Below are 25,534 nucleotides of genomic sequence, written 5' to 3' on the forward strand. Positions count from 1 at the left end.
AAGGCGGTTTAAAGGGCAAGGTCTTGCAGTTCGAGTTCGAGCGGCGTGGGACCGGACAATTTTACCCGCTGGTGGGCTGAAAGCGACAGGGTGGCGCCGACCACATCGGGGCTGATCGGCAATTCGCCGGCGTCCAGGTCGAGCAGGCAGACCAGGGTCACACTGGCCGGGCGGCCATAGTCGAATAGTTCGTTCAGGGCGGCGCGAATGGTACGGCCGCTCATCAGTACGTCATCGATCAGCACCAGATGCTGGCCTTCGATCTCGAACGGCAGCGCCGAGGGACGCACCTGCGGGTGCAGGCCGTTCTGGCTGAAGTCGTCGCGGTAGAAGGACACGTCCAGGGTGCCCAGTGGCGAATCGCTGCCCAGTTCCTTCAACAGTGCCTGGGCGACCCATACGCCGCCGGTGCGAATGCCGATAAAGCGCGGTTCGCTGATGGCACGGTGTTCCAGATGGGCCTTGAGGCGTATCGCCATCTGGCTGATCAGGTCGGCGGGATTGGGCAGGCTCATGGTGGCTCCTTCAAGGCCCTGCGTGGCGGGGGTGCCTGCACGGTCCGGGCTCAAACGTAAAAAGACGCGGCAAGCCGCGTCAGTCAGGATTCAAATAAAGCGGTGTTTTCATCCAGCCAGCCCTGCAACAGCAAGGCGGCGGCGATGGCGTCCACGGGGTTGTCGCGGTAGCTGCCTTTTTGCCCGCCACGGTCACGTCGCTCACCCTTGGCTTCGAAAGTGGTCAGGCGTTCATCGTGGGTATAGAAAGGCAGGTTGTAGCGGCCGTTAAGACGGCGGGCGAACTTCTCGGCGCGCAGGCACATGTCGCTGGGGGTGCCGTCCATGTTCAAAGGCAGGCCAACCACGACGGCGTCGGGTTTCCATTCCTTGATCAGGGCTTCGACCTGGTTCCAGTCCGGCACCCCATTCTGGGCTTTCAAGGTGCACAGCTCGCGGGCCTGGCCGGTGATCACCTGGCCGACCGCAACGCCGATCTGTTTGGTGCCGTAGTCAAAACCGAGGATCAGACGCAAGGCCATCAGGCGTGCCCCGCCTGGCTGGTGAGCAGGCTGAGGTTGACCCGCAGCTTGGCGGCGGCAGCTTCCAGGCGCAGCTCACTGGCGGTGTTGAACAGGATGTCGGCGTCGTACGGGCAGGTCAGCCAGGCGTTACTGGCCAGTTCGGCTTCCAGTTGCCCGGCTTCCCAGCCGGCGTAGCCGAGGGTGATCAGGCTCTGCTCGGGGCCGACGCCATCGGCAATGGCAAACAGCACGTCCTGGGACGTCGACAGCGACAGCCCCTCGAGGTCTACCGTGGCCTGGAACTTCGGCCCGCTCGGGTGCAATACAAAGCCGCGATCGGTCTGCACCGGCCCGCCGGTATAGATCGGCACGCCTTGGCAGCGGGCCGGTGGGTCGACCTCCGGGCGCAGTTGCTCAAGGATATCGGCCAGGTTGAGCTCTTGTGGGCGATTCACCACCAGCCCCATGGCACCATTGGCCGTGTGCTCGACGATGTAGGTCAAGGTCTGCGCAAAGTTCGGGTCGGCCATATGGGGCATGGCGATCAGGAATTGGTGCTTGAGGTAGGTCGGGTCGACATTTTTCATGTCCGCTAGTGTGGCGTTGGAGCGGCGAACTGACAAGCTGGAGTTGCCTGTTGTGGCAAGCCCGCCGCAGGGTGGGTGTTATCAGTTGCTGGAGAGGCGATCGCCCTTGGCAAACTTCCAGGTGCGGATAATTTCCAGGCGGTCGACGTCGTTCAGGTCCCCGGTAAACGGGGCAAAGGGCGCAGCCAGGCGCACGATGCGCTGGGCGGCCTGGTCCAGCAGCGGCTGGCCGGACGACTCCAGCACCTGGACTTCATATAACGTTCCGTCGCGGTTGATCGACACCAATAAGCGCAAATTGCCATAAATCTGCTGGCGCCGGGCTTCATCCGGGTAATTGAGGTTACCGATGCGCTCGACCTTCTTGCGCCATTCGTCCTTATACCAGGCACCTTTGTCGCGCATGGTGGAGGCCGCGTTCAGGCGGTAGATGCGCGGGCGCTTGGCGTACAGCTGTTGTTCGTTGGCCAGTTCGGCTTCGAGGCTGGAAATCTGGTCGGAGAGTTGCGAGCTGTCAAAGGTGGGCGCCGGTTTCACCGGTTCGGGCTGCGGCTCGGTCTTGGTTTTCTCGCGTTGGGTCGGAGCCTTCTGCGGTTTTGGCGCGACGGTGGTCACGGCAGCCTTGGGCGCGGCCTGCTTGACCTCGGGCTTGGGGGCCGGGGGCGGCGTGACTTTGTTGACCTGGTTGTCCTGGAACGGCGCCAACTCGGTGGTCTTCGGCACGGCTTTCTTGTCGAGGGTGCCGCTGCCTTGCTGGTTGTCCTGGGCGAGAAAGTCTGCCTTCTCGGGCTTCTTTTCGCTCTTGAACGTGGCGAGGGTGATTTCCAGGGTTTTACTGATCTGCTTGGGTTCGACCATGGTGAAACCCACGCCCAGGATCAGGGCCAGGTGGATCAACGCCGCGAGAAACAGGGTAAATCCGAGCCGATCAGCCGGGCGCACGCCGCGTTGGGAGAGTTCGGGAGGCAGTTCGGACGGGAGTGTCATGACAAGAAAACCAACATCGCGCGTTTCACAGGTGGCGCATGATAACGCAATGTTGGTTGGTGTCCGGCTGTTCTATGTCACTTGGCTTGTAGCTTGCGTTCAATCGCTGCCATCAACATTTCGCCGATGTTCGTGCCAAATGCGTTATCAATCTCGCGGATACAGGTTGGGCTGGTGACGTTGATTTCGGTGAGGTTTTCACCAATTACGTCTAGGCCTACAAACAGCAGGCCCTTTTCCCGCAGGGTCGGGCCGACCTGGGAAGCGATCCAGCGATCCTTGTCTGACAATGGTCGCGCTTCACCGCGACCACCGGCCGCCAGGTTGCCGCGAGTCTCGCCGGCCGCCGGGATACGCGCCAGGCAGTAATCGACCGGCTCGCCGTCGATCATCAGGATGCGCTTGTCGCCATCCTTGATCGCGGGCAGGTAGGCCTGGCCCATGATCTGCTGGGTGCCCAGGTCGGTCAGGGTTTCCAGAATCACCGACAGGTTCGGGTGGCCGGCGCTGTGGCGGAAGATCGACGTGCCGCCCATGCCATCCAGCGGCTTGAAGATCACATCACCGTGCTTGTCGGCAAATTCACGCAGCACATCGGCGCGGCGGCTGACGACGGTGGGCGGGGTGCACTGCGGGAACAGCGTGGCGAACAGCTTTTCGTTGCAGTCGCGCAGGCTCTGCGGCTTGTTGACGATCAGTACGCCGGCGCGCTCGGCCTGCTCCAGCAGGTAGGTGGAATAGACGAATTCCATATTGAAGGGCGGGTCCTTGCGCATCAGGATCACGTCCAGGTCGCTCAGGGGGCTATCGATTTCGTCATGCAGCTCGAACCACCTATCAGGGTTGGCGAACACTTGCAGCGGACGCATGCGCGCGCGGGCCTCGCCGTCGCCCTGATACAGATCGCCCTGCTCCATATAGAACAGGCTCCAGCCGCGGGCCTGGGCAGCCAGGAGCATGGCCAGCGAACTGTCCTTTTTATAGGAAATGCTGGCGATAGGGTCCATGACAATGCCGACGCGAACGCTCATGGGGGATTTCCTCTAGCAAATTAGGGCATATAAAAGTGGCGTCAGAGTGGCGCTGCGGCTGTTGTGGGTCAAGGAAAAACCACCTGGCAGGCTGCTCGATAGATTGCGCCCGGAGACTGTGCTAAAAAGACTGCCACGGCGCAGCAGCCCTTGAATTCCAAGGCTTGCGGCGCTCATCCTGTGCAACATCAGGCAGTGCACACCGAAAACCGATTCGCTGTGGCGATGGTAGAGCAGATATGGAACAGCATTCCAACGCCTTGAGAGTGATGGTGATCGACGATTCGAAAACGATCCGCCGCACCGCCGAAACCTTGTTGAAGAATGTGGGATGCGATGTCATCACGGCCATCGACGGTTTCGATGCCCTGGCTCGGATTGTGGATCATCACCCGCACATTATCTTTGTCGACATCATGATGCCGCGCCTGGATGGCTATCAGACCTGCGCCCTGGTGAAGAACAACCCGGCGTTCAAGTCGATCCCGGTGATCATGCTCTCCTCCAAGGACGGCCTGTTCGACAAGGCCAAGGGGCGCATCGTCGGAGTTGATCAGTTTTTGACCAAGCCTTTCAGCAAGGAAGAACTGCTGGGCGCGATCAAGGCCTACGTGCCTGGGTTCGCCGCAGTAGAACAAGCACACTGACGTCACCTCACAAGGGCTGGCGCCGACCAATGTAGTGGGGAAAACCATGGCACGCGTTCTGATCGTCGACGATTCGCCGACTGAAATGTACAAACTGACCGGTATGCTGGAAAAGCACGGCCACCAGGTCCTCAAGGCCGAAAACGGCGCAGACGGTGTGGCCCTGGCTCGCCAGGAAAAGCCCGACGCGGTCCTGATGGACATCGTGATGCCGGGCCTCAATGGTTTCCAGGCGACCCGCCAGCTGTCCAAGGAGCCGGAAACCAACGGTATTCCGATCATCATCATCACCACCAAGGACCAGGAGACCGACAAGATCTGGGGCGCGCGCCAAGGCGCCAAGGACTACCTGACCAAACCGGTGGATGAAGAAACCCTGATCGCCACACTGAACAAGGTGTTGGCCGGCTGACGGCACGCCATCATGACCGAGTCGCAAACCGCCTTCGAGTTGCTGCTGGACATCGATCGCCGCTGCCGCCTGTTGGCCGCTGACCTGCCATCCCAGGAAGCCCGCCTGCACAGCTGGAGCGGCATCGGTTTTCGCCTGGGCGAGCATTGGTATGTGGCGCCCATGGGCGAAGTGGCCGAAGTGCTGCATGAGCCTCGCTGCACTTTAATGCCCGGGGTCAAGACCTGGATCAAGGGCGTGGCTAACCTGCGTGGGCGCCTGTTACCGGTGATGGACCTCGGCGGCTTCCTCGGCCATGCGTTGTCCAAGGCGCGCAAGCAGCGGCGGGTGTTGGTGGTGGAGTACCAGGACATATTTGTCGGGCTGCTGGTGGATGAGGTGGTGGGTATGCAGCATTTCGCACAAGACGCGTTGCAGGCACACGCCGCCCCAGGCGCGCCGTTTATCCAAGGCCAGTTTGATGGCGACCCGCTGTGGCAGGTCTTCAGCCCCTTCGCCCTGGCCCAGGCCCCAGGTTTCATGGATGTTGCCGCATGACCACTGTCACCACGCCTAAACCCCAGGCCGGCTCGCGTAGCCGCTCCCAGATCATCGTGCTGTTTATCGCGCTGATCGTGTTCATCATGTTGTTGTTCGCCAACTTCGCCTACCTCAATACCCAATCCACCTACGATAAGCAGTACATCGGCCACGCCGGTGAGTTGCGCGTGCTGTCCCAGCGTATCGCCAAGAACGCCACGGAAGCCGCCGCCGGCAAGGCCGCCGCGTTCAAGCTGCTGGGGGAGGCCCGCAATGATTTTGCCCAGCGCTGGGGGTACCTGAAGAAAGGCGACCCGGAAACCGGCCTGCCGGCGGCGCCCAGCGCGGTGCGCACCGAAATGCGCGCAGTGCAGACCGACTGGGAAGCGTTGTTGAAAAACACCGACGTCATCCTGGCCAGCGAACAAACGGTGCTGTCCCTGCACCAAGTGGCCGCGACCCTGGCCGAAACCGTGCCGCAATTACAGATGGAATCGGAAAAGGTCGTCGACATCCTCCTGCAACGCGGCGCCCCCGCCAGCCAGGTGGCCGTGGCCCAGCGCCAGTCGCTACTGGCCGAACGCATCCTCGGTGCGGTCAACACCGTGCTCGCCGGCGATGAAACCGCCGTGCAGGCCGCCGATGCCTTTGGCCGCGATGCCAACCGCTTCGGCCAAGTCCTTAATGGCATGCTCAATGGCAACCCTGGCCTGCGTATCACCCAGGTTGAAGACCGTGATGCCCGTGCGCGGCTGGCAGAAATTGCCGAGCTGTTCGAGTTTGTTTCCGGCTCCGTGGATGAAATCCTCGAGACCTCGCCGCAGTTGTTCCAAGTGCGCGCCTCGGCGAGCAATATCTTCAACCTCTCGCAAACCCTGCTCGATGAAGCCTCGCACCTGGCCACCGGCTTTGAAAACCTGGCCAGCGGACGCAGCTTCGACACCATTGGCGGTTATGTGCTGGGCCTGCTGGCGCTGGCGTCGATCATCCTGATCGGCCTGGTGATGGTGCGCGAGACCAACCGCCAACTGCATGAAACCGCCGAGAAGAACGAGCGCAACCAGAACGCGATCATGCGCCTGCTGGATGAAATCGAAGACCTCGCCGATGGCGACCTCACCGTCACCGCCTCGGTGACCGAAGATTTCACCGGCACCATCGCCGATTCCATCAATTACTCCGTGGACCAACTGCGTGACCTGGTCGCCACCATCAACCTCACCGCCGGGCAGGTTGCCGGTGCGGTGCAGGAGACCCAGGCCACGGCCATGCATCTGGCGCAAGCCTCTGAGCATCAAGCCCAGCAGATCGCCGAAGCCTCCACCGCAATCGAACAGATGGCCCAGTCCATCGACCAGGTGTCGGCCAACGCCGCTGAGTCCTCGGCGGTGGCGGAACGTTCGGTGGAAATCGCCAACAAGGGCAACGAGGTGGTGCACAACACCATCCACGGCATGGACAACATTCGCGAGCAGATCCAGGACACCGCCAAGCGCATCAAGCGCCTGGGCGAGTCGTCCCAGGAGATTGGCGACATCGTCAGCCTGATCGACGACATCGCCGACCAGACCAACATCCTCGCCCTCAACGCGGCGATCCAGGCGAGCATGGCCGGAGATGCCGGGCGCGGCTTTGCGGTGGTGGCCGACGAAGTGCAGCGCCTGGCCGAGCGCTCGTCGGCGGCCACCCGGCAAATCGAAACCCTGGTGCGAGCGATCCAGACCGACACCAACGAAGCCGTGATCTCCATGGAGCAGACCACCACCGAAGTGGTGCGTGGCGCGCGGCTGGCCCAGGACGCTGGCGTCGCGTTGGAAGAGATCGAAGGCGTGTCGAAAACCCTGGCGGCGCTGATCCAGAGCATCTCCAATGCGGCGCAGCAACAGACGTCGTCGGCGGGGCAGATCTCCCTGACCATGAACGTGATCCAGCAGATCACTACTCAGACGTCCTCGGGGTCCACCGCCACCGCCGAAAGCATCGGCAATTTGGCGAAGATGGCCAGCCAGTTGCGCAGGTCGGTGTCGGGTTTCACCTTGCCTGTGGCCAAGCAGGCAGATGATTGAAATGCGATCCAAGTGTGGGAGGGGGCTTGCCCCCGATAGCGGTGGGTCAGTTAACACACTTGCTGACTGATACACCGCCATCGGAGGCACGTCGAATCGTCGCACCGCCCCTCCCACATTTGATCTCCATCTGTCTGGAGATCTCGCACTACCAGCAACCCATGAATTCTAAGCGGAGCAGTTATGGTTGATCGGCACGACTACGTGGCCCTCGAATGGGTCAAGGGCGACATTGCCGAAACCCTGAAACAGGCCCGTTCGGCGCTGGACGCGTTTGTCGAAACCCATGACGGCGATGTGATCAGCCAGTGCCTGGCCGGTATCCACCAGGTGCACGGTGCCCTGCAGATGGTCGAGTTCTACGGCGCGGCCCTGCTCGCCGAAGAAATCGAACAGCTGGCCCTGGCGCTCCAGACCGGGCATGTCAGCCAGTGGGAAGAAAGTATCCGCCTGCTGCAACAGGCCCTGGGCCAATTGCCGCTGTACCTTGACCGTATCCACAGCGCGCGCCGCGACCTGCCCCTGGTGGTGTTGCCGCTGCTCAACGACCTGCGCAGTGCGCGCGGCGAAAGCCTGTTGTCGGAGACCAGCCTGTTCAGCCCGCAACTGCTGTCGATTGCGCCCTTGCCCGATGAAGTACTGGCCCAACGTGCGCCGCCGGACCTGACCGAACAACTGCGCCAGTGGCACCACCTGCTGCAACAAGCCCTGGCCGGCCTGCTGCGCGAAGACCATGGCCCGAGCAACCTGGAAGACATGGCGCGGGTGTTCGCGCGGCTCGAAGCGTTGTGCCAGGGCGCGCCGCTGTTGCCGCTGTGGCAAGTCACCTCGGCGCTGGTCGAGGGCATGCTCACCGGCGTGATCGCCAACAGCCCGGCGCTGCGCAGCCTGCTCAAGGCCAGCGACAAACAACTCAAGCGTCTGCTGGCCCAGGGCATTGGCGGTATCAACCAGGCGGCGCCGGACGAACTGCTCAAGAGCCTGTTGTTCTATGTCGCCAAAGTCACCCGGCCGACACCGCGTATGCAAAGCCTGAAAGAACGCTACGGCCTGGATGAAGCCTTGCCCGACAGCGCCCTGGTCGATGCCGAGCGCGCACGCATGGCGGGGCCGGATCGCAATGCCATGGGCTCGGTGCTCGGTGCCTTGTGTGAGGAGTTGGTGCGGGTCAAGGAACGTCTCGACCTGTTCGTGCGCAGCGACCGTCAGCACACCCGTGACCTTGAGGCGCTGCTGGCGCCGCTGCGGCAGATCGCCGATACCCTGGCGGTGCTTGGGTTTGGTCAGCCGCGTAAAGTCATCATCGACCAGCTTGCCGTCGTGCTGAGCCTGGCCCAGGGCCAGCGCGAACCTAACGATGCGGTGCTGATGGACGTCGCCGGCGCCTTGCTCTACGTCGAAGCCACGCTGGCGGGGATGGCCGGCACCGTCGAGCCGGACAGCCGCGAAGAAAGCCGCCTGCCCACCACTGACCTGACCCAGATTCACCAACTGGTGATCCGCGAGTGCTGCCAGTGCCTGCAACAAGCCAAGGAGCTGGTGATCGATTGCATCGAAGCCGATTGGCAGCGCCAGCGCCTGGAGTCCTTGCCGGAACTGTTGAGCCAGGTGCGCGGCGCCCTGGCGATGATCCCATTGCCACGCGCAGCGAGCCTGATGCGCGGTTGCAGCGTTTACGTCGATGAACAACTGATGATCAACGACGCCGTGCCCTCCGAGGCGCAGCTGGGGCAGTTTGCCGACGTGATCAGCGGCCTGGAGTACTACCTGGAACGCATGCTCCAAGACCCCGATGCCGCCGGCGAATGCGTGCTGGAGCTGGCCACCCGTAGCCTGGAGGCGCTGGGTTACCTGCCTGCGGAAAAACCCTGGCGCCAGGCATTGGTGGCGCCGGAGGGCGCATTGTCGGCCGAGACCTCACCGAGCCAATCGCAATTCGACGCCCTGGCCAGTCCCACCTCGCGGCTGAACCCGCCGGCCCAGCAACGCCCCGGTAGCCTGCTGCCGCCACCGGCCGGTGAAGAGCCGATTGACGAGGAGCTGCGCGACGTCTTCCTCGAAGAAACCGAAGAAGTCCTTGAGCTGCTGCATCGCAACCTGCCGAGCGGTGCCGATAGAACTGCCCTCGGCGAAATGCGCCGTGCCTTCCACACCTTGAAGGGCAGCGGCCGTATGGTCCGCGCCCTGGTGCTGGCGGAGCTGGCCTGGGCCGTGGAAAACCTGCTTAACCGCGTGCTTGAGCGCAGCGTGGCTCCCGGCCCCGAGGTGCAACAGGTACTGGATGAAGCGGTCGCCCTGCTGCCGGAACTGATCGCCGACTTCGCCGCCGGTGCCCAGCGCCAGCGCAAGGAGGTCGACACCCTGGCCGCGCGTGCCCACGCCTTGGCCAGCGGGGTTGAAGCCTCGGCCGTCGAAGCCCATGACCCGATGTTGCTGGAGATTTTCCGCAACGAGGCCCAGACCCACCTCGACAGCCTCAATCACTTCCTGCAACAAGCCGCGGAGCATGTGCCGCTGCAAGTCAGCGATGAACTGCAACGCGCCCTGCACACGCTCAAGGGCAGCGCCTACATGGCCGGCGTGCTGCCGATCGCCGAACTGGCGCGCCCACTCGATCACCTGACCCGCGAGTACAAGGCTCACCGCCTGCCGTTGGACCTGGATGAAGTGGAGTTGCTGCTGGAAGCCGAGGACCTGTTCCAACGCGGGCTGCGGCAACTGGACAGCGACCCCTTGGTGCCGATCAAAGGCGCGGCGGACCTGATCAGCCGCACACAGAGCCTGCTTGATCGTCAGCTCGAAGCCCTGCTCGACGCCCCCAGCACCGGCCTGCGCATCAAGCGCGATCCACAACTGATCGCTGACTTCCTGGCCCAGGGCATGGATATCCTGCTCGACGCCGAAAGCCTGCTGCGCCGCTGGCAACAACACCCCGGCGAGCGCCAGGAACTCACCGCATTGCTGGATGAATTGACCACCCTGGGGGAGGGCGCGCACGTCGCCGACCTGCACCCCATCGACGAACTCTGCGAAGCCTTGCTCGACCTGTATGGCGCTGTGGAAGAGAGCAGCCTGGCGGTCAGCGAGCGGTTTTTCCAGGAAGCCGAACAGGCCCATGAAGCGCTGATCAATATGCTCGACCAACTGGCCGCCGGCCAGGAGATCAGCCCGGTGCCGGCACGGTTACAGGCCCTGCGCGAGCTGCTCGATGATGCCCTCGACCCCTCTGCCACCGGCCTGATCAAAAGTGACGGCAGCCGAGCCCTGAACATCGCCGAACTGGGGGCCGCCACGGCGCGGCTGCACCAGGAAGCGGTACCGGACGATGAGATTGTCGAGATCTTCCTCGAAGAGGCCGTGGATATCCTCGACGGCGCCGGGCAGTCCCTCAAGCGCTGGTTGCTGGAGCCTGATGGCGTGGCACCGTTGTCGTCGTTGCATCGAGATTTGCACACCCTCAAGGGCGGGGCGCGCATGGCCGAAATCGGCCCGGTGGGCGACCTGGCCCATGAGCTGGAGTGTCTTTACGAAGGCTTGGCGGACCGCCGCTACAGCTACTCCACCGAGCTGTCCCAGGTGCTGATGGCCAGTCACGAACGGCTGGCGTTGCAACTTGAAGAACTGCAACACCACCAACCCCTGAGCGACTCCGGCGAGCTGATCGCGCGTCTGCGCGAGTTTCGCCAGAGCAGCACGCCTGCCGCGCCGACCGCTGCACCGCAAGGCGCGGCTGCGGATCCTGAACTGCTGGATATCTTCCTCGAAGAGGCCGCCGATATTCTCGACAGTTCAGGCAGCGCATTGCTGCGCTGGCAGGCTGAGCCGAACAATCGCCAGGAAGTGGAAACCCTGCTGCGCGACCTGCACACCCTCAAGGGCGGCGCGCGCATGGTCGAGATCGGCCCGATTGGCGACCTGGCCCATGAGCTGGAGTTTCTCTACGAAGGCCTGTCCGCCGGCTTGCTCGGCCCGTCCCCTGAACTCTTCGCGCTGTTGCAAGGCTGCCATGACCGCCTGGCGCAGATGATCGATGCAGTGGCCGATGGCGTGCCGGTGGGCCCGGTGGACAAGCTGATCGAGCGCATCAAAAGCCTGGTACACCCCGGCGTAGAGCCGGTAGCCCCGGTGGCCTTGCCGGCGAGCAAGGCCGAAGCGGCGGTTGACCCGGCCGCCGACATGGTGAAGGTTTCCGCTGACTTGCTGGATGACCTGGTCAACCTGGCCGGCGAAACGTCGATCTTCCGTGGCCGCATCGAGCAGCAGGTCAGCGACGCACAGATCGCCCTCAACGAAATGGAAACCACCATCGAGCGCATGCGTGACCAACTGCGCCGGCTCGACACTGAAACCCAGGGGCGCATCCTCAGTCGCCAGCAGGCCGAGGCCGAGCGCCTGGGCTATGAAGAATTCGACCCGCTGGAAATGGACCGCCATTCGCAGTTGCAGCAGCTCTCCCGTGCGCTGTTCGAATCGGCTTCGGACCTGGTGGACCTCAAGGAAACCCTCGAGCGCCGTAACCAGGATGCGCAACAGCTGTTGCAGCAACAGGCCCGCATCAACACCGAGTTGCAGGAAGGCTTGATGCGTACGCGCATGGTGCCGTTCGAACGCATGCTGCCGCGCCTCAAGCGCATCGTGCGCCAGGTGGCCGGCGAGTTGGGCAAGGACGTGGAGTTTGTGGTCGGCAATGCCGAGGGCGAGATGGACCGCAATGTGCTGGAACGCATGGTGGCACCGTTGGAACATATGCTGCGCAACGCCGTCGACCATGGTCTGGAGTCCCGCGATGCACGGTTGTTGGCGGGTAAACCGGAGAAGGGGCGCATCACCCTGGACCTGACCCACGAAGGCGGCGATATCGTCTTCGACATGCGCGACGACGGCGCCGGCGTGCCCCTGGAAGCGGTGCGGCGCAAGGCGATCAAGCGCGGTTTGCTCGACCCCAACCAAGAAATGAGTGACCGCGACGTGTTGCAGTTCATCCTGCAACCGGGCTTCTCCACGGCAGAAAAGATCACGCAGATTTCCGGGCGCGGCGTAGGCATGGATGTGGTGCATGAAGAAGTGCGCCAGCTCGGCGGTTCGATGTTCATCGACTCGACACCGGGCGCGGGCGTGCATTTTCGTATTCGCCTGCCGTTCACCGTGTCGGTCAACCGGGCGCTGATGGTGCAGTGCGCGGATGACCAATACGCGATCCCGCTCAACACCATCGAAGGCCTGGTGCGCGTGCTGCCCCACGAGTTGGCCGGGCACTACCAGCAAGACCCGCCGCGTTATGAGTACGCCGGCCAGCGGTATGAACTGTTCTACCTCGGTGATCTGCTGCACACCGTCAGCCGCCCGAAACTGCTGGGCCAGTACCAGCCGGTGCCGGTGCTGTTGGTGCAATGCAATGAGCGGCACGTGGCGGTGCATGTGGATGCCATGGCCGGGACGCGGGAGATCGTGGTCAAGGGCCTGGGGCCGCAATTCGCGGGGGTGAAGGGCGTCTCCGGGGCGACCATTCTCGCTGATGGCCGCGTGGTGCTGATCATTGACTTGCTGGCGCATATTCGCGCCCGGCAACCGGCCTTGCCGGCCCAGGCAGTCGATGCGCCCCTGATCCTCAACGATCCGCTGAAAAAGCGGCCGCTGCTGGTGCTGGTGGTGGACGACTCGGTCACCGTGCGCAAAGTGACCAGCCGTCTGCTGGAGCGTAACGGCATGAACGTCCTCACCGCCAAGGACGGTATCGACGCCCTTGCCGTGCTCGAAGAACACACCCCGGACCTGATGCTGCTCGACATCGAAATGCCGCGCATGGATGGTTTCGAAGTGGCTATCCAGGTGCGCAACGACCCTCGGCTGATGCGCCTGCCGATCATCATGATCACCTCCCGCACCGGCCAAAAACACCGCGACCGCGCCATGGCCATCGGCGTCAACGACTACCTGGGCAAGCCTTACCAGGAGTCGGTGCTGCTGGAAAGCATTGCCTATTGGAGCAAGTCCCATGCTTGACCACCGCACGAGCCAACTCACCGGCCTGCTGTTGCCCCTGGCCGACCGTCACCTGGTGCTGCCTAACGTCGCCATTGCCGAGCTGATCGACTTCCAGCGTGGCGAACCGGCCAGTGATGCACCGCCGTGGTATCTGCGGCAAGTGACCTGGCGGGATCGGCAAATACCGTTGATCAGCTTTGAAGCGGTGTGCGGCGAGGCGAGCGTGACGGGCGAACGCTCGCGGATTGTGGTGTTGAATGCGCTGGGCGGGCGGCCGACGTTGAAGTTTATTGCGCTGGTGATCCAGGGGATTCCGCGGTCGTACAAGCTCGATAGCGAATTGAGCTATGTGGACGTGCCGCTGTGCCCATTGGAACTGGCAGCGGTGCAGGTAGGAGAACATGTGGCGAAGGTGCCGGACTTGATGGGGCTTGAGGCGCTGCTGGTGGAGTCTGGGTTGGCCTGAGCCTGAGCCATGTGAAGATCCGCTGTGAGAGGGGGCTTACCCCCTCCCACAATCTGTAGACCTCAATCAATCCGCGCAAACCGCTCAATCACCGGCTGCTCCCGATGCTCGGCCTGCCACAAGTCGTAGGCACTTTGCATCGACAGCCATAGCTGCGCAGTACTTACGCCGGCTCTCTCCAACCGGACGGCAAGGTCCGGGCTGACGGGAGCGTGGCCATGCAAGATCCTTGAAAAAGTTTCGCGGGCAAAGCCAAGACGTTTAGCCATTTCGGTGATGGTGATGCCCAAGGCTGGGACCACGTCTTCAAGCAGAATTTCACCTGGGTGAGGTGGGTTGTGCATACCCATATCGATACCTCCACTCAGTGGTAATCAAGATAATCGACCAGTTCGACCTGATCGTCGAACATTCGAAAAATGATGCGCCAGTTACCACTTATGCTGACGGACCAGTAGTCGATCAGGTCGCCCTTCAAACGGTGGAAGCGCCAGCCGGGCAGGTCCAGTGCATCTGAGTTCTCGGCCTTGTCCAGAATGAGCAGAACGCGGCGCAAGCGCTTTGCATGATTTGCGTTGATGCCTCTGGTTGAACCCGTCTCATAGAACGCCCTAAGTCCCTTATGTTTCCAGCTGACGATCATGGCGCGATTGTGATGTTATACATCACACTCTGCAATGGCCTTGCATCGGGTTTAACGGTCGGATTCATGATGTCTGCCCGTGGCACGATTCGGATGGAAAAGGCTAGAGAGGCGAGTTCCGAGCAACAACCTGAAAAGCCTGTCGGAGCATTCTGTTCTGCCTGTCGGTAACTTCTGGATCCTACAAACAGTCCTGTCTTGAGCCCCGTATACGTAAGGCTTGGATCGAATGGTTGTCTGAAATTTCTGTAAGTACGGACTCAGCACTTTTGCTGATTGTTGAGTGCTAGCTTTTGACGCTCAACCCCATCAGCAAGGATTCGCAAATGGCCGTCCCTCCCATGCCCCCAGGCGTTTCGCTGCAAGACAATATCGCCCAGGCCAACAACCGCAGGATGCATTTGAAGCCCGGTTCGGCGTTCACCTATTCATGGTTTTATTCACAGGTCAGAGGACGTGGCCCTTGGGATTACAAACAGAAAAGTCGTGAGTACGAGGCGTTCGGTAACTTCAACTATGGCGTTACCGGTACGGTGTTGGGGATTCCGGAAAGCGTGTTATTGAGAGCGGCCGGTGCTGCGCAAAAGGCGGCGGGGACATCTCGAACGGAGTTTGGAGACTGGTGGGGGGATGCGCCTTATGGCGATGACCATAGCGACCAGCACTGGATCAAGGAGGGCATCGAATATGCCAGAGCTCAAGGGTATTAAGTGGTCGGTCCAGGTCCTGCTCAACGGGCTTCTGGTGGTGTGTCTCGGGTACTTGGGCGTTGGTTGGTTGATGAGTCCCGGTACACCAGAGTTGGATGAGGTAGTACTCAAGCATTCCTTGAGTAACGGCAACTCTATTTATGGGGTGCGGAATAGCCAGGGCGGCGCGACAGTGGGCTTTTCCTACAGGTACTACGTCCATAAGGATCTGGGTAATGATCACGAAATACTCACGACATTGGTGTCTACACATCCATTTCTAAAAACCAAGGAGCCTGATGTCCAAGTGAACCAGGTGGATGGAGTCATCCACCTCATTGTTCGTGGGGAGGTTTATGAGTATCGCAGCTACCCGCTTGACGCTTTGGGGGCTGTGAGCATCGACATGAGGCTGTAGGCCTGCTGGCTTCGGATTTTTCCTGCAAGATTTTGGGCCGTGCATGAACTTGCCGCGTGCAGCCCGCGCGCCTAGTCTTCGTCCCGTCATCGCAAAAAACGGTGACACGGACGTGCAAGTCCGACGAAACTGTTTAGGCGTACAAACGCCCTGCCAACCAACGGGCGTTTTTTGTGCTCGCTGCTTTATGGCGGCTGCGCGCAGGAGGTCTTCGGACCTGCTGGGTGTCCTAAACAGGCCCGGTCTTGCACACCTGCGCACGGTCGCCACCCTCATTCGCGTGCAAGCGAACAGTGGCGCTCCTTACTGACTGTTTAGGAGTTTCATCATGATCAAACCTACCCCTAATCTGCCTCCCTTCACCGTAACCCCCCACCAAAACACCGAAACCCTGCTGGTCAACGCCAGCGAAACCCTGTCCTCCCTCAACGCACTCACCTGCAACCTGGCCTTCGACCTGGACACTTCCCAGCGCGCCATCATGCTCGGGATCCAGCAAATGGCCGAGTTTGGGCAGTTGTTGGTGGATCGGGCGCTGGAGCAGGTCAGCCCTTCGCTGGAAAAGGTCCCAAACAGGGACTGATCATTCCCTTTTTGGGACCGCTATCTAACAGACACCAATGAGCAAATGTGGGAGGGGCGGTGCGACGATTCGACTTGCCCCCGATGGCTTATTCGACAGTTGGTACATCACTTAGCTGACCCACCCTCATCGGGGTGTAGAACCCCCCACATTTTTGATCTTCACTGGGCTCAGGTCTGCGTTTGCTGATGCTCCATTACTCCAACCGTAACGATCTGCCACTGAGCTTGATTGATACCCCCCTGAATCACTCCTAAGGTACAGCCCACGACAGCAAACCCGTGGAGCGACCATGACAACAATAATCAACCCCGACTCGCGCTGGACGCGGCGGCGCGACGAGAAGCAGCGGCGGCTCGAGCGGGTCAAGCACTACGCAGACGGGGCCGTGTTGCCCAGCGATAAAATCGTCGAAGCCCTCGAAGCCCTGATCCTCCCCGGCGACCGCGTGGTGCTGGAAGGCAACAACCAAAAGCAGGCCGACTTCCTCTCGCGTTCGCTGGCCAAGGCCGACCCGGCCAAGCTTCACGATTTGCACATGATCATGCCCAGCGTCGGGCGGTCCGAGCACCTGGACCTGTTTGAAAAGGGCATCGCACGCAAGCTGGACTTCTCCTTCGCCGGTACCCAATCCCTGCGCATCAGCCAGTTGCTCGAAGACGGCCTGCTGGAAATCGGCGCGATCCACACCTACATCGAACTCTATGCCCGGCTGGTGGTGGACCTGATCCCCAACGTGGTGCTCTCGGCGGGTTTCATGGCCGACCGCGCCGGCAATATCTACACCGGCGCCAGCACCGAAGACACCCCCGCGCTGATCGAACCCGCTGCGTTCAGCGATGGCATCGTGATCGTGCAGGTCAACCAGTTGGTGGATGACGTCACCGATTTGCCCCGTGTCGACATCCCCGCCAGTTGGGTGGACTTTGTGGTGGTGGCCGACAAGCCGTTCTACATCGAGCCGCTGTTCACCCGCGATCCGCGCCATATCAAGCCGGTGCATGTGCTGATGGCGATGATGGCGATCCGTGGCATCTACGAAAAACACAATGTGCAGTCGCTCAACCACGGCATTGGCTTCAACACCGCCGCCATTGAATTGATCTTGCCCACCTACGGCGAATCCCTCGGCCTGAAGGGCAAGATCTGCCGCAACTGGACCCTTAACCCGCACCCCACGTTGATTCCGGCCATCGAAAGCGGTTGGGTGCAAAGCGTGCATTGTTTCGGCACCGAGCTGGGCATGGAGAACTACATTGCCGCCCGCCCGGATGTGTTTTTCACCGGTCGTGACGGCTCGATGCGTTCCAACCGTATGTTCTGCCAACTGGCTGGCCAATACGCGGTGGACCTGTTTATCGGTGCCACCCTGCAAGTTGATGGCGATGGCCACTCTTCAACGGTGACCCGTGGCCGCCTCGCCGGTTTCGGTGGTGCGCCGAACATGGGGCACGACCCGCGCGGTCGCCGCCATGGCACGCCGGCGTGGTTGGATATGCGTCACGATGATGCGCCCGAAGCCCTGCTGGAGCGCGGCAAAAAGCTCGTGGTGCAGATGGTTGAAACCTTCCAGGAAGGCGGCAAACCCACCTTCGTCAACACGCTCGACGCCGTGGAAGTAGCGCGTAAAAGCGGCATGCCCCTGGCGCCGATCATGATCTATGGCGACGACGTGACTCACTTGCTCACCGAAGAAGGCATTGCCTACCTGTACAAGGCGCGCTCTCTCGAAGAGCGCCAGGCGATGATCGCCGCCGTCGCCGGGGTGACCGCCATCGGCATGCGCCATAACCCCAAGGACACCGCGCGCATGCGCCGCGAGGGGCTGATCGCCTTGCCCGAGGACTTGGGGATTCGCCGTACTGACGCCACCCGTGAGCTGTTGGCCGCCAAGAGCGTCGCCGACCTGGTGGAGTGGTCCGGTGGCTTGTACAACCCGCCCGCCAAATTCAGGAGCTGGTAAATGCGCGCCCTCAAACTGCATGAACTGAGCCTCGCCGAACGCCTGGCGGATATGGCCGTGGATGCGCTGATCGATGAAGCCGACCTGTCGCCCAAACCTGCCTTGGTGGACCGTCGTGGTAACGGCGCCCATAGCGATTTGCACCTGGGGCTGATGCACGCCTCGGCGCTGTCGCTGTGGCCGATGTTCAAGGAGATGGCTGATGCCGCGCTCGACATCGGTGAAGTCGGCTTACCCCTGCGCGAAGCCCTCGGCCGATTGGGCCGCGAAGGTGAGCAGGCGATGCTCGCCACCACCAACGGCGTGAACACCCACCGCGGTGCGATCTGGGCCCTCGGCCTGCTGACCGCCGCAGCGGCACTGGAACCGCAGTCCGCCCATGCCAGCGCCGTGACCTTGAAAGCCGCCAAACTGGCCCTGCTCAATGACCGCTACGCGCCCCAGCCAATGAGCCATGGCGCACACGTCGCCCAGCGCTACGGCGCACGCGGCGCCCGTGAAGAAGCGCAACTGGGCTTCCCCTCGGTGCTGCAACGCGGCCTGCCGCAACTGCACAAAAGCCGCCGGCAAAATGCCGGTGAACAGAACGCACGCCTGGATGCCTTGCTCGCGATCATGACCGAGCTGGCCGACACCTGCGTGCTCTACCGTGCCGGCCTGGAAGGCCAACACGCCATGCAACGCGGGGCCCAAGCCGTGCTGGAGGCGGGCGGCAGCGCAACCCTCGCCGGCCGCCGCCAACTGCATGAACTCGACCAACAATTGCTGGCCCTGAATGCCTCCCCCGGCGGTGCCGCCGACCTGTTGGCCGCCTGCCTGTTTATCGACCGCCTCGATGGAGCGTTGTGATGGAAACCTTATCCTTTGAATTCCCCGCCGGGCAGCCACCCAAAGGCCGTGCGCTGGTGGGGTGTGTCGGCTCGGGCGACCTGGAAGTGCTGCTGGAACCGGGCACGGCCGGCACCCTGACCATTCAGGTGCAAACCTCGGTGAATGGCGCCGAACAACGCTGGCAACACCTGTTCGAGCGGATCTTCCAGGAACAAACCCCGCCGGCCCTGAAGATTGATATCCACGATTTCGGCGCGACTCCCGGCGTGGTGCGTTTGCGCCTGGAACAGGGTTTCGAGGAGATCGGCCATGACTGACTTGCTCAGCAAACACAGCTTCGTTGAACTGGGGGCGCGGCAGCGGGCCAAGGCTCTGCTGGACAGCGGCACTTACCGAGAATTGATCGACCCATTCCAGCGCGTCATGTCGCCCTGGCTCAGTCGCCAGGGTGTGGTGCCCCAGGCCGATGACGGCGTGGTGATTGCCAAGGGCAGCATTGAAGGCGTGCCTGTGGTGATTGCCGCGATCGAAGGCAATTTCCAGGGGGGCAGCCTGGGGGAAGTGGGCGGCGCAAAAATCGCTGGCGCCCTCGAATTGGCCGCCGAAGACAACCGCAACGGGGTTCCGACCCGCGCCGTGCTGCTGCTGGAAACCGGTGGCGTGCGCTTGCAGGAGGCCAACCTGGGCTTGGCAGCGATTGCCGACATTCATGCGGCCATTGTCGATCTGCGCCAGTACCAACCAGTGATCGGTGTGGTGGCGGGCAGTGTCGGTTGCTTCGGTGGCATGTCCATCGCGGCCGGGTTGTGCAGTTACCTGGTCGTCACCCGCGAAGCCCGTCTTGGCCTGAATGGCCCGCAAGTGATCGAGCAGGAAGCCGGTCTTGATGAGTACGACTCCCGCGACCGGCCTTTCATCTGGAGCCTCACCGGTGGCGAGCAACGCTTCAACAGCGGGTTGGTCGACCGTTATGTGGCAGATGATGTGGCGCAACTTCAAGAGACGGTCAGCGCGCTGTTGCAACAAGGTTTGCCTGCGCAGCAGCGCAGCCGCCAGGCCGATTATTACCTCGCGCGCCTGGCCGAATTGGACGCTGCACCGCAAATCGACCCGGCGACGGTTCGCGCTCTGTATCAGGGAGAACGCTCATGAGAGGCTTGCAGTGGTTTAACGCATTGAGCGCCGGTGCCACGCCTGTGGCCGATTTGCCCGGCTCGTTGAAAGTTGCCGACGGCGTATTGGGGGAACATGCGGTGCGCTTTATCGCCGTGGTCCCCGACGCGCAAAACCGTTTCCCCCGTGCACGCAACGGCGAAGTCGGTCTGCTGGAAGGCTGGGGGTTGGCCAAGGCCGTGGATGAAGCCATCGCCCGTGGCGACAAGCGTCCCATCATCGCCATCGTCGATGTCCCGAGCCAAGCCTATGGCCGTCGCGAAGAAGCCCTCGGCATCCACCAGGCCCTGGCCGCCGCCGCCGACAGTTACGCCCGTGCCCGCCTGGCCGGGCACCCGGTGATTGCGCTGCTGGTGGGCAAGGCCATGTCCGGTGCCTTCCTCGCCCACGGTTACCAGGCCAACCGCCTGATTGCCCTGCGCGACCCCGGCGTGATGGTGCATGCCATGGGTAAGGCATCGGCGGCGCGGGTGACCCTGCGCAGTGTCGAAGAGCTTGAAGCCCTGGCTGCCAGCGTGCCGCCCATGGCCTATGACATCGACAGTTTTGCCAGCCTCGGCCTGCTGTGGGAAACCTTGTCGGTCAGCCAGATTGAACAGCCGACGCAGGACGATGTGACGCGAGTCAGCGATTGCCTGGTCAGTGCGATCCAGGATATCGATAGCCGTGATTTGAGTGGGCGCCTCGGTGCTACTAATCGCGCGGCCTCCAGCCATGTACGCCAGTTGCTGCGGGAACAATGGTGAACGCTCACGATTTGCTCTGGGGCATGACCCCTGCGCATCTGCCCAGCGACGCGCCGGGCTGGGCGCTGGAGGCCATCGGCGCCGGTCACCCGGTGGTGGTGCGTCGCGCCATGGCCGAGCCGGGCCAGGTGGCGGTCGGTGTGCGCGGGCGTCTGCGTGAGCAGCGTTTTGCGACGGCAATGCCCCTGGCCGCCGTGCAGCGCAGTGTGGCGCCGGAAGCCCTGCGCGACGCGATCTCGCCCCGGGATTTGCCGGCGTTGCGCGCACTCGATCAACTGCGGCCGGTGTTGGCGCAGCAGACCTGGGGCGTCACGGGCAGCGCGGGTTTCGAGTTGGCCACGGGCATTGAGGCACTGCATGCAATGAGCGATCTGGATTTGCTCCTGCGCACGCCCGCGCCGCTTGACCGACGGGATGCACAAGACCTGCTGGCGATCCTGGACACCGCGGCCTGCGCCGTGGACCTGCAACTGCAAACCCCGTTCGGTGCCGTCGCCTTGCGCGAATGGGCCGGCGGCTCGCGGCGGGTGCTGTTGAAAACCGCGCGTGGCGCACACCTTGTGCTCGATCCCTGGCAGGCCGTGGCATGAGCAGCCTGCTGGTGTTTCCGGGGCAGGGCGCGCAGCGTCCGGGCATGCTCACGCGGTTGCCCGTCTCGGTACTGGACGAAGCCAGCGATGCCCTCGGTGAAGACGTGCGCCAGCTCGATTCGGCGCAAGCCTTGGCCAGTACCCGCGCGGTGCAGCTGTGTCTGTTGATCGCGGGTGTGGCCCATGCGCGCTTGCTGGAGCGCACACCGGATTACGTAGCGGGCTTGTCCATCGGGGCGTATCCGGCGGCGGTCATTGCCGGTGCCCTGGACTTGGCGGACGCTGTCAGGCTGGTCAGCCTGCGGGGTGAACTGATGCAGCACGCTTATCCACAAGGCTACGGCATGACCGCGCTGATCGGCCCTGAGTTATCCACCGTCGAAGCTCTGCTGGCCGATATCCACAGCCCGCAGACCCCGGTATACCTGGCCAATATCAACGCCGATAACCAGACCGTCATCGCCGGTAGCGACGAGGCGATGAAGCAGGTCGCGGCACGCATCAAAGGCAACGGCATCGCCAAGCGCCTGGCCGTGAGCGTGCCGTCCCATTGCGCGCTGCTGGAACAACCTGCCCGGGCACTGGCCCAGGCGTTTGTCACGCTTAAAGCGCCGCGCATCACTTACCTGAGCAGTACCCGGGCGCGTCCCATTCACAACCCCGAGCACTTGCGCGACGACCTGGCCTTCAACATGTGCCGCGTCGTCGACTGGCGCGGCACCGTGCAAAGCGCCTATGAGCGCGGCGTGCGCCTGCAAATCGAACTGCCCCCAGGCAGCGTACTCACCGGCCTGTCACGCCGAGTATTTGAACAAGGCACGGTGATCGCCTGCGAAGGCGCACGCCTGGACACCTTGCAGGCCCTGTTGGAAGAGGAGGAGCGCCGCCACCGATAAAGCACCACCCAAGGCTTTCGAAGCACAACAACAACAATTTCGATCGAGCACTTTGAGGACAACAACAATGATTATTTACGGTGTGGCATTGCTGGCGATCTGCACGCTGGCGGGCGTGATCATGGGCGACATGCTCGGCGTACTGCTCGGCGTGAAATCCAATGTGGGCGGGGTAGGGATCGCGATGATCCTGTTGATCTGCGCACGCCTGTGGATGCAAAAGCGTGGCGGCATGACCAAGGACTGCGAAATGGGCGTCGGCTTCTGGGGCGCGATGTACATCCCCGTGGTGGTTGCGATGGCGGCGCAGCAAAACGTGGTCACCGCCCTGCACGGTGGCCCGGTCGCGGTGCTTGCGGCCATTGGTTCGGTGGTGGTGTGTGGGTGCACCATCGCCCTGATCAGCCGCACTCATAAGGGTGAACCGTTACCCGCTGAAGAGCCGCTGATCGCGCCAGTGGGAGGTCGCTGATATGTGGGATCTCATTGAAAAAGGTTTGGAACATAACGGCCTGATCACCGCGTTTGCCTTCGTCGGCGTGGTCATGTGGATTTCCGTGGTGCTGTCCAAGCGCCTGACGTTCGGGCGCATCCATGGCTCGGCGATTGCGATCGTGATCGGCCTGGTGCTGGCCTGGGTCGGCGGCACCATGACTGGCGGGCAAAAAGGCCTGGCGGATCTGTCGCTGTTCTCCGGCATCGGCCTGATGGGCGGGGCGATGCTGCGCGACTTCGCGATTGTCGCCACGGCGTTTGAAGTGCAAGCCACCGAAGCGCGCAAAGCCGGGATGATCGGCGTGATTGCGCTGCTGCTCGGCACGATCCTGCCGTTTATTGTTGGTGCGAGCATGGCCTGGGCCTTTGGTTATCGGGATGCGATCAGCATGACCACCATCGGCGCGGGCGCCGTGACCTACATCGTTGGCCCGGTGACCGGTGCGGCGATTGGTGCGACCTCGGATGTGATGGCGCTGTCGATCGCCACCGGCCTGATCAAGGCGATCCTGGTGATGGTCGGCACGCCGGTAGCGGCGCGTTGGATGGGGTTGGATAACCCGCGTTCGGCGATGGTGTTTGGTGGCTTGGCCGGGACCGTGAGTGGCGTGACGGCGGGGCTGGCGGCGACGGATCGTCGGTTGGTGCCGTATGGTGCGCTGACGGCGACGTTCCACACCGGGCTTGGGTGTTTGCTTGGGCCTTCGTTGCTGTACTTCATTGTTCGCGGGTTGGTTGGCTAGCTTTGGAAGTTGTGTTGTCTGGTTTGGCCTCATCGGGGCATAGGTATCTACACAACGTTGGCTTAACGCTGAATGCCCGGAAAATAGGGCTGTTGTGGCGAGCGGGCTTGTCCCGCGTTGGGCTGCGTAGCAGCCCTAGTCAAGAAGAACGCGGTGTATCAGACACTCTGCAGAGACTGGTTTTGGGGCTGCTACGCAGCCCAACGCGGGACAAGCCCGCTCGCCACAGGGAGATTTGTCAGGGGCTGAAAAGTTGTGTAGATACCCATGCTCATCGGGGGCAAGCCTCCTCCCACATTTTGAATTGCGAACACATTCAAGTGTGGGAGGGGGCTTGCCCCCGATGGCTATCTCAAGCCTGCCGATTGGCATACATCCGACACTCCGCCAACAACGCCAGCAAGTTCGGGTCGCGCTCCTTGGCCTTCAAGAACACCACCCCGATATGCTGCTGCAGCCGGTACCGCGTCTGCAGCGGTATCAGCTTCACGCGGTTCTCGTAGACTGCCGCAATCCGCCCCGGCAGCAACGCATAGCCCACCCCTGAACTGACCATGCTCAGCAAGGTGAAGATGTCGTTGACCTGCATCGCCACCTTGGGCTCGAACCCCGCCTGCTTGAACACACGGTTGCCATCCTGGTGGGTGGCGAAGCCTTGGGTGAGGGTGATGAAAGTGGCGTCGCGCACGTCGGCCAGGTCGATTTCCTGGTCGCGATCGAAGGGCGAGTCAGCCGGGGTGGCGAGGAAGATGTCGTCGGAGAACAGCGCGATCTGCTCGCAGTCGGGGTCGTTGGCGTGTTCGTCGAGGGAGATGAGGATCGCGTCCACTTCCATGTTCTTGAGCTTGTAGAGCAGGTCGAAGTTGGAGCCCAGGATCAAGTCGATATTGAGTTCGCTGCGCCTGATTTTCAGGCCCATGATCAGTTGCGGCACGGTCTTGACCGTCAACGAATACAGCGAGCCGAGCTTGAAGCGCTCGGCGGAGAAACCGGCGGCTTCGCGGGTCAGGCGCACGCTGTCGACCACATCGGCGACCAGTTTCTGCGCACGTTCTTCCAGCACGTAGGCGCTTTCCAACGGTGTGAGGTTGCGGCCTTCGTGCTTGAACAGCGGGCAACGCAGGGCATTTTCCAAAGAGTGGATCGCGCGGTGCACGCTGACGTTGCTGGTTTGCAGTTCGGCGGCGGCGCGGGCCAGGTTGCCGGTGCGCATGAACGCCAGGAAGACTTCCAGCTTCTTGAGGGTGAATTCTTCGTCGATCAGCATGGCCATGACTCTTGTTCGAATGCGCTCGATTGTGCCCGCAAAACCGCCCGGCGTCGCCGGAACGTCACAAGGCCCTTGCACTCTTATGTGCAAGGCGGGAGGCTTGCCAGCCTGCGGTTAACGGTTACAGGAGGTCAGTGTCAGATGTACCACGGGGAACGATTCAACGCCTGGAGCCATTTGCTCGGTGCCGTCGCGGCGTGTATTGGCGCTGTGTGGATGTTGGTGGTGGCGAGCCTGGACGGCAGCCCCTGGAAGATTGTCAGCGTCGCGATCTATGGCTTTACGCTGATGGTGCTGTACAGCGCATCCACCGTGTACCACAGCGTGCAGGGGCGGCGAAAAGCGATCATGCAGAAGGTCGATCACTTTTCGATCTACCTGTTGATCGCCGGCAGCTACACGCCGTTTTGCCTGGTGACCTTAAGAGGGCCGTGGGGCTGGACGCTGTTCGGCATCGTGTGGGGGCTGGCGGTGATCGGCATTTTGCAGGAGATCAAGCCACGTTCCGAGGCCCGCATCCTGTCGATCGTGATCTATGCGGTGATGGGCTGGATCGTGCTGGTGGCGGTCAAGCCGCTGCTCGCCGCGCTGGGCACGGCGGGGTTTATCTGGCTGGCGTCGGGCGGGGTGCTATACACCGTCGGCATTATCTTTTTTGCCCTGGAGGAACGCCTGCGGCATTCCCATGGGATCTGGCATCTGTTTGTGATCGGCGGCAGCCTGCTGCACTTTGTGGCGATCATGCGGTACGTGCTCTAACAGCGGGAGGGGGCTTG

At 62.2% G+C, this 25,534-nt stretch carries 27 protein-coding genes; 19 read left to right on the forward strand and 8 right to left on the reverse strand.

All coding sequences use genetic code 11. The annotated features are described in order from the left end of the window. Positions 1 to 8: 8 nt before the first annotated feature. From pyrR to gshB, 5 genes are all read right to left on the reverse strand, one after another. Positions 9 to 515 carry a bifunctional pyr operon transcriptional regulator/uracil phosphoribosyltransferase PyrR gene (pyrR, locus tag AC1Q6I_RS00325; RefSeq protein ID WP_024077900.1) on the reverse strand — a complete coding sequence of 169 codons (507 nt, stop codon included), beginning with the start codon at positions 513 to 515 and terminating at the stop codon, positions 9 to 11. 83 nt (positions 516 to 598) lie between these two features. Continuing rightward, positions 599 to 1,036 carry a Holliday junction resolvase RuvX gene (ruvX, locus tag AC1Q6I_RS00330; protein WP_003195067.1) on the reverse strand — a complete coding sequence of 146 codons (438 nt, stop codon included), beginning with the start codon at positions 1,034 to 1,036 and terminating at the stop codon, positions 599 to 601. Further along, a complete protein-coding gene (locus AC1Q6I_RS00335) occupies positions 1,036 to 1,605 on the reverse strand; it encodes a YqgE/AlgH family protein (protein WP_069077200.1) in 570 nt (189 codons plus the stop codon). The genes ruvX and AC1Q6I_RS00335 overlap by 1 nt, the downstream gene beginning before the upstream one ends. 81 nt (positions 1,606 to 1,686) lie before the next feature. Beyond that, positions 1,687 to 2,592 carry a TonB family protein gene (locus AC1Q6I_RS00340; RefSeq protein ID WP_024077898.1) on the reverse strand — a complete coding sequence of 302 codons (906 nt, stop codon included), beginning with the start codon at positions 2,590 to 2,592 and terminating at the stop codon, positions 1,687 to 1,689. 77 nt (positions 2,593 to 2,669) lie between these two features. Further along, positions 2,670 to 3,623 (reverse strand): glutathione synthase, encoded by a 954-nt coding sequence (gene gshB / locus AC1Q6I_RS00345; protein WP_069077201.1) that lies wholly within the window; start codon positions 3,621 to 3,623, stop codon positions 2,670 to 2,672. Between the two features lie 239 nt (positions 3,624 to 3,862). On the opposite strand from gshB, the gene pilG reads away from it, so the two are divergent. From pilG to AC1Q6I_RS00375, 6 genes are all read left to right on the forward strand, one after another. Beyond that, entirely contained in the window at positions 3,863 to 4,270 is a 408-nt protein-coding gene (gene pilG, locus AC1Q6I_RS00350; RefSeq protein ID WP_010564379.1) for a twitching motility response regulator PilG, read from the forward strand. Positions 4,271 to 4,316: 46 nt separating this feature from the next. Further along, complete coding sequence (pilH, locus tag AC1Q6I_RS00355; protein ID WP_014720320.1) at positions 4,317 to 4,682, forward strand: twitching motility response regulator PilH; 366 nt, start codon at positions 4,317 to 4,319, stop codon at positions 4,680 to 4,682. Between the two features lie 12 nt (positions 4,683 to 4,694). Further along, the gene (locus AC1Q6I_RS00360; RefSeq protein ID WP_024077896.1) at positions 4,695 to 5,219 is read left to right on the forward strand and encodes a chemotaxis protein CheW; all 525 of its coding nucleotides are present in this window, start codon (positions 4,695 to 4,697) and stop codon (positions 5,217 to 5,219) included. Beyond that, on the forward strand, positions 5,216 to 7,267 hold the full coding sequence (locus AC1Q6I_RS00365) for a methyl-accepting chemotaxis protein (protein WP_024077895.1): 2,052 nt from the start codon (positions 5,216 to 5,218) through the stop codon (positions 7,265 to 7,267). The genes AC1Q6I_RS00360 and AC1Q6I_RS00365 overlap by 4 nt, the downstream gene beginning before the upstream one ends. A gap of 183 nt (positions 7,268 to 7,450) precedes the next feature. After that, the gene (locus AC1Q6I_RS00370; protein ID WP_102623710.1) at positions 7,451 to 13,270 is read left to right on the forward strand and encodes an Hpt domain-containing protein; all 5,820 of its coding nucleotides are present in this window, start codon (positions 7,451 to 7,453) and stop codon (positions 13,268 to 13,270) included. After that, positions 13,263 to 13,718, forward strand: a complete 456-nt coding sequence (locus tag AC1Q6I_RS00375) for a chemotaxis protein CheW (protein WP_010207210.1) — start codon at positions 13,263 to 13,265, stop codon at positions 13,716 to 13,718. Before AC1Q6I_RS00370 ends, AC1Q6I_RS00375 begins: the two co-directional genes overlap by 8 nt. A gap of 62 nt (positions 13,719 to 13,780) precedes the next feature. Here AC1Q6I_RS00375 and AC1Q6I_RS00380 read toward each other — a convergent pair whose 3' ends face one another. Beyond that, on the reverse strand, positions 13,781 to 14,068 hold the full coding sequence (locus tag AC1Q6I_RS00380) for a HigA family addiction module antitoxin (protein ID WP_102623709.1): 288 nt from the start codon (positions 14,066 to 14,068) through the stop codon (positions 13,781 to 13,783). A gap of 14 nt (positions 14,069 to 14,082) precedes the next feature. Beyond that, complete coding sequence (locus tag AC1Q6I_RS00385) at positions 14,083 to 14,361, reverse strand: type II toxin-antitoxin system RelE/ParE family toxin (protein WP_102623708.1); 279 nt, start codon at positions 14,359 to 14,361, stop codon at positions 14,083 to 14,085. 326 nt (positions 14,362 to 14,687) lie between these two features. On the opposite strand from AC1Q6I_RS00385, the gene AC1Q6I_RS00390 reads away from it, so the two are divergent. The 12 genes from AC1Q6I_RS00390 (at position 14,688) to madM (ending at position 23,488) form a co-directional block, all read left to right on the forward strand. Continuing rightward, the gene (locus AC1Q6I_RS00390) at positions 14,688 to 15,071 is read left to right on the forward strand and encodes a polymorphic toxin type 44 domain-containing protein (RefSeq protein WP_069077204.1); all 384 of its coding nucleotides are present in this window, start codon (positions 14,688 to 14,690) and stop codon (positions 15,069 to 15,071) included. Then, positions 15,049 to 15,468, forward strand: a complete 420-nt coding sequence (locus tag AC1Q6I_RS00395) for a hypothetical protein (RefSeq protein WP_069077205.1) — start codon at positions 15,049 to 15,051, stop codon at positions 15,466 to 15,468. Before AC1Q6I_RS00390 ends, AC1Q6I_RS00395 begins: the two co-directional genes overlap by 23 nt. 328 nt (positions 15,469 to 15,796) lie before the next feature. Further along, positions 15,797 to 16,051 (forward strand): DUF6124 family protein, encoded by a 255-nt coding sequence (locus AC1Q6I_RS00400; RefSeq protein WP_102623707.1) that lies wholly within the window; start codon positions 15,797 to 15,799, stop codon positions 16,049 to 16,051. 292 nt (positions 16,052 to 16,343) lie between these two features. Next, positions 16,344 to 18,014, forward strand: a complete 1,671-nt coding sequence (gene mdcA, locus AC1Q6I_RS00405) for a malonate decarboxylase subunit alpha (protein WP_024077888.1) — start codon at positions 16,344 to 16,346, stop codon at positions 18,012 to 18,014. Then, positions 18,015 to 18,863, forward strand: coding sequence for a triphosphoribosyl-dephospho-CoA synthase (locus AC1Q6I_RS00410; RefSeq protein WP_024077887.1), 849 nt, complete (start codon positions 18,015 to 18,017; stop codon positions 18,861 to 18,863). It begins immediately after the preceding gene. Then, positions 18,863 to 19,162 (forward strand): malonate decarboxylase subunit delta, encoded by a 300-nt coding sequence (locus AC1Q6I_RS00415; protein ID WP_024077886.1) that lies wholly within the window; start codon positions 18,863 to 18,865, stop codon positions 19,160 to 19,162. Before AC1Q6I_RS00410 ends, AC1Q6I_RS00415 begins: the two co-directional genes overlap by 1 nt. Continuing rightward, the gene (locus AC1Q6I_RS00420) at positions 19,155 to 19,997 is read left to right on the forward strand and encodes a biotin-independent malonate decarboxylase subunit beta (protein WP_069077207.1); all 843 of its coding nucleotides are present in this window, start codon (positions 19,155 to 19,157) and stop codon (positions 19,995 to 19,997) included. Before AC1Q6I_RS00415 ends, AC1Q6I_RS00420 begins: the two co-directional genes overlap by 8 nt. Next, positions 19,994 to 20,764 (forward strand): biotin-independent malonate decarboxylase subunit gamma, encoded by a 771-nt coding sequence (mdcE, locus tag AC1Q6I_RS00425; protein ID WP_069077208.1) that lies wholly within the window; start codon positions 19,994 to 19,996, stop codon positions 20,762 to 20,764. Before AC1Q6I_RS00420 ends, mdcE begins: the two co-directional genes overlap by 4 nt. Continuing rightward, positions 20,758 to 21,354, forward strand: a complete 597-nt coding sequence (locus tag AC1Q6I_RS00430; RefSeq protein WP_024077883.1) for a malonate decarboxylase holo-ACP synthase — start codon at positions 20,758 to 20,760, stop codon at positions 21,352 to 21,354. Before mdcE ends, AC1Q6I_RS00430 begins: the two co-directional genes overlap by 7 nt. Beyond that, a complete protein-coding gene (mdcH, locus tag AC1Q6I_RS00435) occupies positions 21,351 to 22,250 on the forward strand; it encodes a malonate decarboxylase subunit epsilon (RefSeq protein WP_102623706.1) in 900 nt (299 codons plus the stop codon). The genes AC1Q6I_RS00430 and mdcH overlap by 4 nt, the downstream gene beginning before the upstream one ends. 67 nt (positions 22,251 to 22,317) lie before the next feature. Continuing rightward, entirely contained in the window at positions 22,318 to 22,722 is a 405-nt protein-coding gene (gene madL, locus AC1Q6I_RS00440; protein WP_024077881.1) for a malonate transporter subunit MadL, read from the forward strand. A gap of 1 nt (position 22,723) precedes the next feature. Further along, positions 22,724 to 23,488 carry a malonate transporter subunit MadM gene (gene madM, locus AC1Q6I_RS00445; protein ID WP_024077880.1) on the forward strand — a complete coding sequence of 255 codons (765 nt, stop codon included), beginning with the start codon at positions 22,724 to 22,726 and terminating at the stop codon, positions 23,486 to 23,488. A 352-nt stretch (positions 23,489 to 23,840) separates the two neighbouring features. Here madM and AC1Q6I_RS00450 read toward each other — a convergent pair whose 3' ends face one another. Further along, positions 23,841 to 24,755 carry a LysR family transcriptional regulator gene (locus AC1Q6I_RS00450; protein WP_069077210.1) on the reverse strand — a complete coding sequence of 305 codons (915 nt, stop codon included), beginning with the start codon at positions 24,753 to 24,755 and terminating at the stop codon, positions 23,841 to 23,843. A gap of 144 nt (positions 24,756 to 24,899) precedes the next feature. On the opposite strand from AC1Q6I_RS00450, the gene trhA reads away from it, so the two are divergent. Next, complete coding sequence (gene trhA, locus AC1Q6I_RS00455) at positions 24,900 to 25,517, forward strand: PAQR family membrane homeostasis protein TrhA (protein ID WP_024077878.1); 618 nt, start codon at positions 24,900 to 24,902, stop codon at positions 25,515 to 25,517. The last annotated feature ends 17 nt before the right edge of the window (positions 25,518 to 25,534 follow it).

The organism is Pseudomonas sp. MPR-R2A5 (assembly GCF_058793055.1).